The sequence below is a fragment of the Streptomyces ortus genome (genome assembly GCF_026341275.1).
GTDB lineage: Bacteria > Actinomycetota > Actinomycetes > Streptomycetales > Streptomycetaceae > Streptomyces > Streptomyces ortus.
In genome coordinates this window covers 6407000-6419762 of sequence record NZ_JAIFZO010000002.1, presented here as the reverse complement: position 1 = coordinate 6419762, position 12763 = coordinate 6407000, and the positions used below count along the sequence as shown (strand labels likewise).

The following is a 12763-nucleotide window of genomic DNA, read 5'->3' as shown; positions in this document are numbered from 1 at the left end:
GCGCCGTGCCGCACGGGACGTGGGCACGGCGCCGCACGCAGGCCGCATGAATGAGGGGGACTCATGCCTGTCATTTCCGATCCTTCGGAATTCAACGAGAACGAGCTCTACGTCGACCTGCGGGCGGCGATGGGGCTGCCGCTCTTCCTGAAGTGCGAGGGGTTCAACTTCGCAGGGTCGATCAAGATGAAGGCGGCCACCGAGATGGTGGACGCCGCCGAACGCAGCGGCGCCCTGCGACCGGGATCCGTCCTGGTCGAGTCGTCGTCCGGGAACCTGGGCGTGGCACTGAGCGTGATCGCCGCGAGCCGTGGCTACGGGTTCCGGTGCGTGACCGACGCGCGCTGCAACCCGGCGACCCGGCGGATGATGGAAGCTCTGGGCAGCGTGGTCCACGTCATCGAGGAGCCCGCGCTGCACGGCGGTTTCCTGGGCGCCCGGATCGCGTACGTACGGGCGCTGTGTGCCTCGGACGACCGGTACGTCTGGCTCAACCAGTACGCCAACGACAGCAACTGGCGGGCGCACTTCCGCACCACGGCGCCGGCCATCGCCCACCGCTTCCCGGACCTGGACGTGCTGTTCGTCGGGGCCGGTACGACCGGCACCCTGATGGGCTGCGCGCGCTGGTTCTGGCAGTGGCGGCGCCGGGTGCGGATCGTCGCGGTGGACAGCGTCGGCTCGGTGACCTTCGGCGGGCCCGCGCGTCCGCGGCGGATACCGGGGCTCGGCATGGGCGTACGTCCGCCGATGCTCGACGCGTCGTACGTGGACGACGTGGTGCACGTGGAGGAGGCGGACACCGTCCGTGTCTGCCGCCGGCTGGCCGCCCGGGGGTTCCTGTTCGGGGGCTCCACCGGCACGGTGGTCAGCGGGGCGTCCGCCTGGCTGGACCTGCACGGGGGACGGGACCTCACCGCGGTGGGGATCGCCCCCGACCTCGGCGAACGCTACCTCGACACCGTCCACAGCCCGAGCTGGTCGGTGGGCTCGCGCGGGGAGGACACGCTCAGCTCCGGCGATCTGGCCGCGCTGTCCCGGCCTGCCTGACGCCCGACCTGCGACGACGACGGCGCTCCGGCGTACGGGGGGTGCGGCGGGAGTTTGGTGACGATCGCCGCACCGCGGGTAGGTTCGCGTCATGGCAGCCCGCACCCACACCGTGACCAACCAGGCTCCGCCGCTGGTCGCGTACGACCTCTTCACCGCCGACCGGGCCCTCGTGGAGGCCGTCGGCCGGCATCTCGATCCCGCGCTCCTCGACGAGGCGCACGGCGAGCTGTCGGCCCTCGGGCGCACCTCCGGGTCCGCGCAGGTCCAGAAGTGGGGGGTCCTGGCCAACGAGAACCCGCCGAAGCTGCTCACCCACGACCGCTACGGCGAGCGGCTGGACGAGGTCGAGTTCCATCCGTCCTGGCACCGGCTGCTCGGCAAGGGCGTCTCGGCGGGGCTGACGGCGGCCTGGTCGCGGCCGGGCGGGCATGTGCGGCGCGCGGCCGGCTTCCTCGTGTGGAGCCAGGTCGAGGCGGGCAACGGCTGTCCGCTGTCGATGACCCACGCGGCGGTGCCCGCGCTGCGCACCGACCCGGCGCTCGCCGCCGAGTGGGAGCCCCGGCTCACGTCCACCGTCTACGACCAGGACCTGCGGCCGGCCGCGAAGAAGGCCGGTGCCCTGTTCGGGATGGGCATGACGGAGAAGCAGGGCGGCAGCGACGTCCGGGCGAACACCACGGCCGCGCGACCGCTCGCGGAGGACGGGACGTACGAGCTGACGGGCCACAAGTGGTTCTGCTCGGCGCCGATGTCGGACGGCTTCCTGGTCCTGGCGCAGGCGGGCCCCGCCGGCGAACCGGGCGAACGGGGCGGCCGGGACGCTCTGACCTGCTTCCTGGTGCCGCGTGTGCTGGCGGACGGCACCCGTAACGTCTTCCGGATCCAGCGGCTCAAGGACAAGCTGGGCAACCGGTCGAACGCCTCCGCCGAGGTCGAGTTCGACGGGACGTGGGCGCGCCGGGTCGGCGAGGAGGGGCGCGGGGTGCGCTCCATCATGGGGATGGTCGCGGCGACCCGCCTGGACTGTGTGCTGGGCTCGGCGGGGCTGATGCGGCAGGCCGTCGCGCAGGCCGTGCACCACTGCGAGCACCGCGAGGCGTTCGGCGGCCCCCTGGTCGACAAGCCGCTGATGCGCAACGTCCTGGCGGACCTGGCCCTGGAGTCGGAGGCGGCGACGACCCTCGCGCTGCGGCTGGCCGCCGCGTATGACGCGGGCGGCGAGCAGGAGAAGGCCTTCCTGCGGCTCGCGGTGCCGGCGGCCAAGTACTGGGTGACCAAGCGGTGCACGCCGGTGGTGGCGGAGGCCCTGGAGTGCCTGGGCGGCAACGGGTACGTGGAGGAGTCCGGCATGCCGCGGCTGCTGCGCGAGTCGCCGCTCAACTCCATCTGGGAGGGCGCCGGGAACGTCCAGGCCCTCGATGTGCTGCGGGCCCTCCAGCGGGAGCCGTCCGCCCTGAACGCGTACCTCCAGGAGGTCGGTCTGGCGCGCGGCGCCGATCACCGGCTGGACGGCGCGATCAAGAACCTGCTGACCGAACTCGCCGATCTGGGCGGTGTCGAGGGGCGTGCGCGGCGGCTCGTGGAGCGGATCGCCGTGGTGCTGCAGGGGTCGCTGCTGGTGCGGTTCGCGCCGCCGGAGGTCGCCGACGCGTTCTGCGCGTCCCGGCTGGGCGGGGACTGGGGGTCGTCGCTGGGGACGCTGCCGCACACGCTCGACCTGGCCTCGGTGGTGGAACGGGCCCGCCCCGTCGCCTGACCCGCCCGTCCCGCGCCGTTCCTCGCCACGGGGGTGGTACCGCGCCGACACGGCGCCACCCCCGTGCGTCGTAGAGTTTCGGCCGCGCACCGGGTCTCGCACCAGAGTTGCAGAGGGTTGCAACGTCTCCGCACCCTGCTCTTACCTTGCAGACTCTGCAAGGAATCTCCGCCGCGTGTTCGGATTGTCGCGCTGGGTGACGGACACTCGTCACCAGTACCGGCCGACCATCGCCCGCGGCCGGCTGTCCGCTCAGGCCCTCAGGCCCTCAAGCCCTCAGGGAGGACACGATGGCGCACCCGCCGGTGAACGTGGCAGGGCTGGCCGCGGGGGACGCGGCACGGGCGGCCCGCGTACTCGACGAGGTACGCGACGCCACCCTGTCCGGACAGCCGGCGCCGTTCGGCCCGCGGCCGGTCATCGAGGAGTCCTGGCGACGCATGCTGCGGGGCGGTGTCGACCCCGACCACGACTTCCGCGCGGGGCTGCTGGACCGCGACGAGATCGAGCGGCGGCGCCGGGAGTCCCCGCTGCGGCACGTCCTGCCGGTGCTGCGCGAAGGGCTGCTGTCGGTCGCGGACGTCACCCGCCACATCATGGTCGTGGCGGACGACGAGGGCCGGGTGCTGTGGCGCGAGGGCAACAGGCCCGTGCTGCACCGGGCCGACGGTTTCGGTTTCGAACTCGGCGCGCACTGGGGCGAGAACGTCGTCGGTACGAACGGCATCGGCACCCCCGCGGTCGTCCGCCGCCCCGTCCAGGTCTTCGCCGCCGAACACTTCGTACGCACCCACGCCAACTGGACCTGCACGGGTGCGCCGATCACCGACCCGCGCGACGGCCGGCTGATCGGCGTCGTGGACGTCAGCGGGCCCTGGGAGACGATGCATCCGTCGACCCTCGCGTGGGTCGATTCGGTGGCCAAGCTCGCCGAGGCGCGGCTGCGGGAGCGGCATCTGGCCTCGCTGGACCGGCTGCGCTCGGTGGCGGCGCCGGTCCTCGCCCGGATCACCGGCCGCGCTCTCGCGGTCGACCGGGACGGCTGGACCGCCGCGGTCACGGGGATGCCGCACCTGGACCGGGTTGCCCTGCCCGCGGCGCCCGGCACCGACCGGATCCGGGTGCCGTCGCTCGGCCTGTGCTCGGTGGAGCCGCTGACCGGCGGCTGGCTGATCCGCGCCCCGGACGGGGGCGGCGCGCCGGGCGGCACCGCCCGGATCGAGCTGGACGTCTCGCAGCCGCGCCGCTGGTCGGTGACCGTGGCGGACGGGACGGGCACCTGGACCCACGAACTGAGCCCCCGCCACACCGAGTTGCTGTACCTGCTGGCCCTGCACCGCACCGGCCGCAGCGCCGCCGAGCTGGCCGACGACCTGTTCGGCGACCCGTCCCGCACGGTGACGGTACGGGCCGAGATGTCGCGCGTACGCCGCTATCTGGGCCCCGTCCTGGAACACCGCCCGTACCGCTTCGAGGAAACGGCCGACCTGCACCTGCGCCTCCCCGACAACCCCGCCGACCTGCTTCCGTATTCGACGGCTCCGGGGGTGGTGCGTTCACGCGTCGCGGGCAACCCCCCGCCGGGGTGACGACGGCGCCGGGATGACATCGGCATCCTCCTCCCGCCACGGGAGCCATGGGCGCAATCCCGACCTATTACCGGGTATTCGACCTGGCTCGCCCCCCTCTGCCGTACCATCCAACCCACGGCCCCCCACATCCGTCTCCTCCGGCTCAACCGCCGGATCGCAGGGGGCGGTTGGCCGACGACGGGAGGACGCATGACGTATCGAGGCAGACATCGCCGCCGGAACAAGGGGCGTGTCCTGCGGGCCACCCTGTCCGGGGCGGCCCTCGCCCTCACCGCCGCCGCCACGATCATCACCACCTCGCAGGCCGCCGGCAGCGACAACCCCGGGCCCCTGAAGCCGCTCACGTCGGCGTCGGAGATCGGCAAGCTGCAGCTGCACGAGAACCTGGTCGCCGAGTCGACGCTCGACACCCTGCAAAGCGGAATGGGCGGCTCCGTCGGGGTGGACGACGTGCTCAGGAGCGCCAACCACCCGATGCGCGACAAGGCCGAGTGCGCCGCGACCGAGTCGGCCGCCCTGCCCGTCGAGCCGACCGCCTCGCGCGCCTACTGCTGGGACAGCGGGGACGCCACGACACAGAAGTGGCTGCCGCAGTCCGTCACCACCTCCGGGGACGCCGACAACGACGGCAAGTGGGGCTCCGACCGGGTCATCCTGGCGGGCTGGACCCACAACGACCACAAGGCGGGCGAACCCGGGGCCGACAAGGGTCTCGCCCGGATCGCCTTCATCGACGCGAACGACCCGCAGAACCTCAAGTACCGGTGGGTCCTGCTGGTCGCGCCGCTCTCCGGCGGCAAGGACTTCGGGGCCGTCCGCTCGCACATCGGCGGCATGGTCTGGTACCAGGACAAGCTGATCGTCACCGCGAAGAACGGCGCCGACCACGACAACGCCCTGTTCGTCTTCGACATGAACCGCATCCTGCGGGCCGATGTGAACAGCACCGAGGTCGGCAAGGTCAGCGGCGGCTGGTCGGCGCGCGGCTACCAGTACGTACTGCCGGCCATCGGCTCGTACAACCTCACCGGCGGCGCGTGCAGCGCGACGAACAACGACGCGCGCCCCTGTTTCGCGTCGGTCTCCCTGGACCGCACCTCGACCCCGGACAGCCTGGTCGCGAACGAGTGGTTCAGCTCCGGCGGCACCGAACCGGCCCGCGTCTGGCGCTACTACTACAGCACCGCGAGCGACCGCACGGGCCTGCTCGGCAGCAACGCGAGCGACCTCGTGAACGCCGACGAGGCGTACGAGACCAAGGCCGTCGGGCTGCAGGGCGTCCTGTCGCACAAGCCGGACGGGGCGGACAAGGCCGACTGGTACACCGGCTACGCCCCGGGCAGCCGTGACCGGCACGGCACGCTCTGGCGCCAGAACGAGAGCGTCGCGAAGGCCGCGCAGTGCGGCGACGGCGGCACGTCGTACGCCTGCTGGGGCCAGCACACCGAGTCCCTGTCGTACTGGCAGGAGACCGGCGAACTGTGGACGCTCACCGAGTGGGCGGCGAACAAGGACAACGCGTGGGAGGCGCCGGCGATCCCGGAGCGGGTGCTGTACTCGGTCCCGCTGTCGGCGGTCGACGACTCCGTGCAGTGACCCGCGGCGAGGACGGGCGGCCCGCTTTGGAGGGCCGCCCGTCCCCGTGGTTCGCTGGCCCGTATGAGCATCGCTGTGACCACCTGGTCCCTGGAGCAGACCTCTCCGGCCGACCGGCTGCCCGCCGCCGCCCCCGACGCGGACGGGGACGGGGACGTCCGGATCGTCCGGGCGGAGGTGCCCTCCCCCGAGTTCAGCCGCTTCCTGTACGCCTCCGTCGGCGGCGACATCCGCTGGACGGACCGGCTCGGCTGGACGTACGCGCAGTGGCGGGACGATCTGGAGCGGCCGGAAGTGGAGACCTGGGTCGCCTACGACCGCGGGACCCCCGCCGGGTACATGCAGCTGGAGGGGCAGGACGACGGCGTGGTGGAGATCGTCTACTTCGGCCTGATCCCGGCCTTCCGCGGCCGGCGCATCGGCGGCCACCTGCTCTCGTACGGGGTCGCGCGGGCCTGGGACCTGGCCGACCGCTGGCCGGGGCGGGCGCCGACCAAGCGCGTCTGGTTGCATACGTGCAGCAAGGACGGGGAGCACGCGATGGACAACTACCTGCGCCGCGGCTTCAGGCTCTTCGACACCAAGGTGGAGGAGGAGCCGGACGTGACCACCCCCGGACCCTGGCCCGGAGCACAGGTCGGCTGACCTGGCAGAATGTGATCCGCACCGGCTCGTGCGGCGGATCGTGCGGCGACCATCACCCTTGTCCCACATCCCGGGACCAGGGTGTCCGCATTTTGGACGAAGCTGGACTGTGTCCAGATCGCCATGACACGCTTCCGTCATGTCTGGAACTGGAATTGCCTTGGTGAGTCGGCGGCACGTCGACCTCGGCCGCATGTCCAGCGCCATCTGTCCGGTTCGCTGACCCACGGCGCCAGGGGCCGACGCCCCCGCGTCCAGCACTACCGACATCTCCCTGTCTCGACTTGCGCAACGCCGCGCACGTATGCCCGCATGCACTCATGCGCGCAGGTCAGAGCCGCATCCGTCTGTCCCGAAGGACGTAGAAACCATGGCCGCCACTCCGCAGGATCCCGCTGCCGAAACGCCCCGCCGCAAGGTGAGCCGTCACCGCGGTGAGGGCCAGTGGGCCGTGGGTCACTACACCCCGCTCAACGGCAACGAGCAGTTCAAGAAGGACGACGACGGTCTCAACGTGCGGACGCGCATTGAGACGGTCTACTCCAAGCGGGGCTTCGACTCGATCGACCCCAACGATCTGCGCGGCCGTATGCGCTGGTGGGGGCTGTACACCCAGCGCAAGCCCGGCATCGACGGCGGCAAGACCGCGGTCCTGGAGCCGGAGGAGCTGGACGACAAGTACTTCATGCTGCGGGTACGGATCGACGGCGGACGCCTCACCACCCAGCAGTTGCGGGTCATCGGCGAGATCTCGCAGGAGTTCGCGCGCGGCACCGCGGACATCACCGACCGGCAGAACGTCCAGTACCACTGGATCCGCATCGAGGACGTCCCGGAGATCTGGGAGCGCCTGGAGGCCGTCGGGCTGTCCACGACCGAGGCCTGCGGTGACACGCCCCGCGTGATCATCGGTTCGCCCGTCGCCGGTATCGCCGAGGACGAGATCATCGACGGCACGCCCGCCATCGAGGAGATCCACCGCCGGGTCATCGGCAACAAGGACTTCTCGAACCTGCCCCGCAAGTTCAAGACCGCGGTCTCCGGCTCACCGCTCCTGGACGTGGCGCACGAGATCAACGACGTCGCGTTCGTCGGCGTGAACCACCCGGAGCACGGCCCCGGCTTCGACCTCTGGGTCGGCGGCGGCCTCTCCACCAACCCGAAGATCGGCCAGCGCCTCGGGGCCTGGGTCCCGCTCGACGAGGTCGCCGACGTCCACATCGGCGTCCTGTCGATCTTCCGCGACTACGGCTACCGGCGCCTGCGCACCCGCGCCCGCCTGAAGTTCCTGGTCGCCGACTGGGGCGTGGAGAAGTTCCGCCAGGTCCTGGAGGACGAGTACCTGCGGCGCAAGCTCGTCGACGGCCCGGCCCCCGACCAGCCGCTCGCCCGCTGGCGCGACCACATCGGTGTGCACCGGCAGCAGGACGGCCGCTTCTACGTCGGCTTCGCCCCCCGCGTGGGCCGCGTGGACGGCGCCACCCTCACGAAGATCGCCGAGCTGGCCGAGGCACACGGCTCGGGCCGGCTGCGGACCACCGTCGAGCAGAAGATGATCGTGCTCGACGTGGAACAGGAGCAGATCGACTCCCTGGTGGAGGGCCTGGAAGCCCTCGACCTGAAGGTCCGGCCGTCCACCTTCCGGCGCGGCACGATGGCCTGCACCGGCATCGAGTACTGCAAGCTCGCCATCGTCGAGACCAAGGTCCGCGGCGCCACGCTGATCGACGAACTCGAACGCCGGATGCCGGAGTTCGACGAGCCCGTCACCATCAACATCAACGGCTGCCCGAACGCCTGCGCCCGTATCCAGGTCGCGGACATCGGTCTCAAGGGCCAGTTGATGCTGGACAGCGAGGGCAACCAGGTCGAGGGCTACCAGGTCCACCTGGGCGGCGCGCTCGGGCTCGAAGCCGGGTTCGGCCGCAAGGTCCGCGGCCTGAAGGTCACGGCGGACGACCTGCCCGACTACGTCGAGCGGGTCCTCAAGCGCTTCGAGGAGGAGCGCGAGGACGGCGAGCGCTTCGCCGCGTGGGCCACCCGCGCCTCCGAGGAGGCCCTGTCATGAGCGAGCGCGCGGCGCCCTTCTACTGCCCCTACTGCGGCGACGAGGACCTGCGTCCGGGCGAGCAGGGCCACGGGGCGTGGGAATGCGGGGCGTGCAACCGAGCCTTCCAGTTGAAGTTCCTCGGGTTGCTGTCCCGTGGACTTCAGCGCAACGACGGTGGAGGGGACGAGATATGACGGCCGTTCAGACCGATACCGAGACCGGCACTGGCAATGGCACTGGCACCGATACCGGCACGGACGCCGAGTTGAAGGCGCTCGCCGAGCAGGCCGGCCGCGATCTGGAGGACGCCTCCGCGCTGGAGATCCTCCAGTGGGCCGTGCGGACCTTCGGCAAGCAGTTCTGTGTCACCTCCTCGATGGAGGACGCGGTGGTCGCCCACCTCGCGTCCCGCGCCGACCCCGGCGTGGACGTCGTGTTCCTCGACACGGGCTACCACTTCCCCGAGACCATCGGCACCCGGGACGCCGTCGAGGCCGTGATGGACGTCAACGTCATCACGCTCACCCCGCGCCAGACCGTGGCCGAGCAGGACGCCGAGTACGGGCCGAAGCTGCACGACCGCGACCCCGACCTGTGCTGCGCGCTGCGCAAGGTCGCGCCGCTGGAGCAGGGGCTGACCAAGTACCGCGCCTGGGCCACGGGCCTGCGCCGTGACGAGTCCCCGACCCGGGCGAACACCCCCGTCGTCGGCTGGGACGAGAAGCGCCGCAAGGTCAAGATCTCGCCGATCGCCCGCTGGACGCAGGACGACGTGGAGGCGTACGTGAGCGAGCACGGTGTCCTCACCAACCCGCTCCTCATGGACGGCTACCCGTCCGTCGGCTGCGCCCCCTGCACCCGCCGGGTGCTGGAGGGCGAGGACGCGCGCGCCGGCCGCTGGTCGGGCAGCAACAAGACCGAGTGCGGACTGCACGGCTGACATGACCGAGACCTCGACGCACCTGACGACCGCGACGGCCGTGCCCGCCACGACATCCGTGGCCGGCTCGACGACCTCGATGAACCAGGAGAACCAAGTGACCGGAGCCACCATCTGGCTCACGGGTCTGCCGAGCGCCGGCAAGACCACCATCGCGTACGAGCTGGCCGGACGGCTGCGCGAGGAGGGCCACCGCGTCGAGGTGCTCGACGGCGACGAGATCCGTACGTTCCTGACGGCGGGCCTCGGCTTCAGCCGCGAGGACCGGCACACCAACGTCCAGCGCGTCGGCTTCCTCGCCGACCTGCTGTCCCGCAACGGCGTCAAGACGCTGGTGCCGGTCATCGCCCCGTACGCCGACAGCCGCGAGGCGGTGCGCAAGCGCCATCAGGCGAGCGGCGCCGCGTACCTGGAGGTGCATGTCGCGACGCCCGTCGAGGTGTGCAGCGAGCGGGACGTGAAGGGCCTGTACGCCAAGCAGGCGGCGGGCGAGATCTCCGGGCTCACCGGGGTCGACGACCCGTACGAGGCGCCCGAGTCGCCCGATCTGCGCATCGAGTCGCACACCCAGTCCGTGCAGGAGTCCGCGGCAGCGCTCCACGCACTGCTCGCCGAGAGGGGTCTCGCATGACGACCGTCGCCGACGTCTCCGAGGAGGGGACCGACAGCCCGTACGCGCTGAGTCATCTGGACGCGCTGGAGTCCGAGGCGGTGCACATCTTCCGTGAGGTGGCGGGCGAGTTCGAGCGGCCGGTGGTGCTGTTCTCCGGCGGCAAGGACTCCATCGTCATGCTCCACCTGGCACTGAAGGCCTTCGCGCCCGCCGCGGTGCCGTTCTCCCTGCTCCATGTGGACACCGGACACAACTTCCCCGAGGTCCTGGAGTACCGCGACCGCACGGTCAAGAAGCACGGCCTGCGCCTGCACGTGGCCTCCGTGCAGGACTACATCGACCGCGGCACCCTCAAGGAACGCCCCGACGGCACGCGTAACCCGCTGCAGACCCTGCCGCTGACCGAGAAGATCCAGGCCGAACGCTTCGACGCCGTCTTCGGCGGCGGACGCCGCGACGAGGAGAAGGCCCGCGCCAAGGAACGCGTCTTCTCCCTGCGCGACGAGTTCTCCCAGTGGGACCCCCGCCGCCAGCGCCCCGAACTGTGGAACCTCTACAACGGCCGCCACGCCCCCGGCGAACACGTCCGCGTCTTCCCCCTCTCCAACTGGACCGAACTCGACGTCTGGCAGTACATCGCCCGCGAAGGCATCGACCTGCCCGAGATCTACTTCGCCCACGAACGCGACGTCTTCCAGCGCGCCGGCATGTGGCTCACCCCCGGCGACTGGGGCGGCCCCAAGGACGGCGAAACGGTCGAGACCCGCCTCGTGCGCTACCGCACGGTCGGCGACATGTCCTGCACCGGCGCCGTCGACTCCGACGCCACCACGCTGGAGGCCGTGATCACCGAGATCGCCGCTTCCCGGCTCACCGAGCGGGGCGCCACCCGCGCCGACGACAAGATGTCCGAGGCCGCGATGGAAGACCGCAAGCGCGAGGGGTACTTCTAACCATGACGAGCACCATCGAGCCCACCGAACCCGTCGAGCCGCTGTCGGTCGAGCAGTTGTCCGGGACGACGCTGCTCCGGTTCGCGACCGCCGGTTCCGTGGACGACGGCAAGTCCACCCTCGTCGGCCGCCTGCTGCACGACTCCAAGTCGGTCCTCACCGACCAGCTGGAGGCCGTCGAGCACGCTTCCCGCAGCCGCGGCCAGGACACCCCCGACCTCGCCCTGCTCACCGACGGCCTGCGCGCCGAACGCGAACAGGGCATCACCATCGACGTCGCCTACCGCTACTTCGCCACGGCCAAGCGGCGCTTCATCCTCGCCGACACCCCGGGCCACGTGCAGTACACCCGCAACATGGTGACGGGGGCGTCCACGGCCGAGCTGACGGTGGTCCTGGTCGACGCGCGCAACGGCGTCGTCGAGCAGACCCGCCGCCACGCCGCCATCGCCGCCCTCCTGCGTGTCCCGCACGTCGTGCTCGCCGTGAACAAGATGGACCTGGTCGACTACCGGGAGCCGGTGTTCGCCGCGATCGCCCAGGAGTTCACGGCGTACGCCTCCGAACTGGGCGTTCCCGAGATCACCGCGATCCCCATCTCCGCGCTCGCCGGGGACAACGTGGTGGATCCCTCCGCGAACATGGACTGGTACGGCGGGCCCACCTTCCTCGAACACCTGGAGACCCTGCCGGTCAGCCACGACCTCGCGACCTGCCACGCGCGGCTGCCCGTGCAGTACGTGATCCGTCCGCAGACCGCCGAGCACCCCGACTACCGCGGGTACGCGGGCCAGATCGCGGCCGGGGCGTTCCGCGTCGGCGAGCAGGTCACCGTGCTGCCCTCCGGCCGGACCTCGCGGATCGCCTCGATCGACCTGCTGGGCGAGCCGGTCGACGTGGCCTGGACGACGCAGTCGGTGACGGTCCTCCTGGAGGACGACGTCGACATCTCGCGCGGCGACCTGATCGTGCCGACCAAGGACGCGCCCGCGACCACGCAGGACATCGAGGCGACGGTCTGCCACGTGGCCGACGCGCCGCTGACCATCGGCCACCGGGTGCTGCTCAAGCACGGCACCCGCACGGTCAAGGCGCTCGTCAAGGACATCCCCTCGCGGCTGACCCTCGACGACCTGTCCCTGCACCCGCACCCGGGCCACCTGGTCGCCAACGACATCGGGCGCGTGAAGATCCGTACCGCCGAGCCGCTGCCGGTGGACTCGTACGCCGACTCCCGGCGCACCGGTTCGTTCATCCTGATCGACCCCGCGGACGGCACCACGCTCACCGCGGGCATGGTCGGCGAGTCCTTCGCCTCCCCGGAGCCCGTCAGGGCCGAGGCGGACGAGGACGGGTGGGACTTCTGACATGACGACCACCGTCGACCTCTACTCCACGTTCGCGAAGGAGGGCGGCCGCATCGGCAGCGGCGCCCTCGGCGCCGGACAGGGCGGAGTCGCGCGATGTGCGTGCTGACGTACGCGCACTGCCTCCGCGCCCCGTCCCCCCGCCCGCCGTCGCGGATACGACGAAGACCTGCCGACCTCCCGGCCACGACCTGAAGA

The 12763-nt window shown here is 71.4% G+C and carries 12 protein-coding genes; all 12 read left to right on the top strand.

Annotated features, from left to right (window positions below; translation table 11 throughout):
- Nucleotides 1-63 precede the first annotated feature (63 nt).
- The 12 genes from sbnA (at nt 64) to K3769_RS31425 (ending at nt 12565) form a co-directional block, all read left to right on the top strand.
- Nucleotides 64-1050 carry a 2,3-diaminopropionate biosynthesis protein SbnA gene (gene sbnA / locus K3769_RS31475; RefSeq protein WP_267029643.1) on the top strand — a complete coding sequence of 329 codons (987 nt, stop codon included), beginning with the start codon at nt 64-66 and terminating at the stop codon, nt 1048-1050.
- A gap of 91 nt (nt 1051-1141) precedes the next feature.
- Nucleotides 1142-2809, top strand: a complete 1668-nt coding sequence (locus K3769_RS31470) for an acyl-CoA dehydrogenase family protein (RefSeq protein ID WP_267029642.1) — start codon at nt 1142-1144, stop codon at nt 2807-2809.
- 290 nt (nt 2810-3099) lie between these two features.
- Nucleotides 3100-4398, top strand: coding sequence for a helix-turn-helix domain-containing protein (locus K3769_RS31465; RefSeq protein ID WP_267029641.1), 1299 nt, complete (start codon nt 3100-3102; stop codon nt 4396-4398).
- Between the two features lie 192 nt (nt 4399-4590).
- Complete coding sequence (locus K3769_RS31460) at nt 4591-5997, top strand: hypothetical protein (RefSeq protein ID WP_267029640.1); 1407 nt, start codon at nt 4591-4593, stop codon at nt 5995-5997.
- 63 nt (nt 5998-6060) lie between these two features.
- Nucleotides 6061-6642, top strand: a complete 582-nt coding sequence (locus tag K3769_RS31455; RefSeq protein ID WP_267029639.1) for a GNAT family N-acetyltransferase — start codon at nt 6061-6063, stop codon at nt 6640-6642.
- 139 nt (nt 6643-6781) lie between these two features.
- On the top strand, nt 6782-6865 hold the full coding sequence (locus K3769_RS41210) for a putative leader peptide (protein WP_349817346.1): 84 nt from the start codon (nt 6782-6784) through the stop codon (nt 6863-6865).
- 147 nt (nt 6866-7012) lie between these two features.
- Nucleotides 7013-8710, top strand: a complete 1698-nt coding sequence (locus tag K3769_RS31450) for a nitrite/sulfite reductase (RefSeq protein WP_267029638.1) — start codon at nt 7013-7015, stop codon at nt 8708-8710.
- Nucleotides 8707-8886 (top strand): hypothetical protein, encoded by a 180-nt coding sequence (locus tag K3769_RS31445; protein WP_267029637.1) that lies wholly within the window; start codon nt 8707-8709, stop codon nt 8884-8886. Before K3769_RS31450 ends, K3769_RS31445 begins: the two co-directional genes overlap by 4 nt.
- The gene (locus tag K3769_RS31440) at nt 8883-9632 is read left to right on the top strand and encodes a phosphoadenylyl-sulfate reductase (RefSeq protein WP_267029636.1); all 750 of its coding nucleotides are present in this window, start codon (nt 8883-8885) and stop codon (nt 9630-9632) included. Before K3769_RS31445 ends, K3769_RS31440 begins: the two co-directional genes overlap by 4 nt.
- A gap of 79 nt (nt 9633-9711) precedes the next feature.
- Nucleotides 9712-10263, top strand: a complete 552-nt coding sequence (gene cysC / locus K3769_RS31435) for an adenylyl-sulfate kinase (RefSeq protein ID WP_267031615.1) — start codon at nt 9712-9714, stop codon at nt 10261-10263.
- Nucleotides 10260-11198 carry a sulfate adenylyltransferase subunit CysD gene (gene cysD / locus K3769_RS31430; protein WP_267029635.1) on the top strand — a complete coding sequence of 313 codons (939 nt, stop codon included), beginning with the start codon at nt 10260-10262 and terminating at the stop codon, nt 11196-11198. The genes cysC and cysD overlap by 4 nt, the downstream gene beginning before the upstream one ends.
- A 2-nt stretch (nt 11199-11200) precedes the next feature.
- The gene (locus tag K3769_RS31425) at nt 11201-12565 is read left to right on the top strand and encodes a sulfate adenylyltransferase subunit 1 (protein ID WP_267029634.1); all 1365 of its coding nucleotides are present in this window, start codon (nt 11201-11203) and stop codon (nt 12563-12565) included.
- The last annotated feature ends 198 nt before the right edge of the window (nt 12566-12763 follow it).